Source organism: Aminobacter sp. P4_D5, assembly GCF_056401815.1.
In genome coordinates this window covers 1-501 of the sequence record NZ_JBFUIP010001495.1, presented here as the reverse complement: position 1 = coordinate 501, position 501 = coordinate 1, and the positions used below count along the sequence as shown (strand labels likewise).

1 protein-coding gene is annotated in these 501 nt (G+C 66.1%); it reads right to left on the bottom strand.

Annotated elements, in window-relative coordinates:
• Positions 1 to 258 precede the first annotated feature (258 nt).
• A partial coding sequence (locus AC1DWF_RS39155) for a hypothetical protein (protein ID WP_476843761.1) occupies positions 259 to 501 on the bottom strand: 243 nt, incomplete at its 5' end.

Below are 501 nucleotides of genomic sequence, written 5' to 3'. Positions count from 1 at the left end.
CCGCCGGGGCCTGCCGCCGGCCGGTGGTCTCCCGACCACCTGGGGGGTAATAGGGGGGTGGTCGGGGGTAAAAAACCCAGTCGATTTTTGGCCCCCAAACCTCCCCCACATAACAGCGTAAATTAGCGTCGGGGGATGAACCCCCCGATCAGTTAATTCCCGCGACTACGGAAGGACGACCCACACCCTGGGCCATTCGTCGTGCGCGACGTGTGCGAGCGGGCGGCACCGCCTTCATCCTGAGACCGAGACTGAGCCTTAGGCCGGGCAACGCAGCCAGACGCCGGTTGMGGSGCCGCTGGGCGCACCGACGGTCCCTTCGCGCCAAACCCCACGGATAGGTCGCACKGCATTACCGGCGGTGACGCAGAGCAGGCCCGCCTCGCTATTCGGCAACACCCCGCCGATGGAACCATTGACCGAGGTGATGCGGGCGTGGGCAACGTAGCCGCCCAGGACAATTCCACCGGCAATGAACCCGGCGGCGAAGATGGCTCTGTG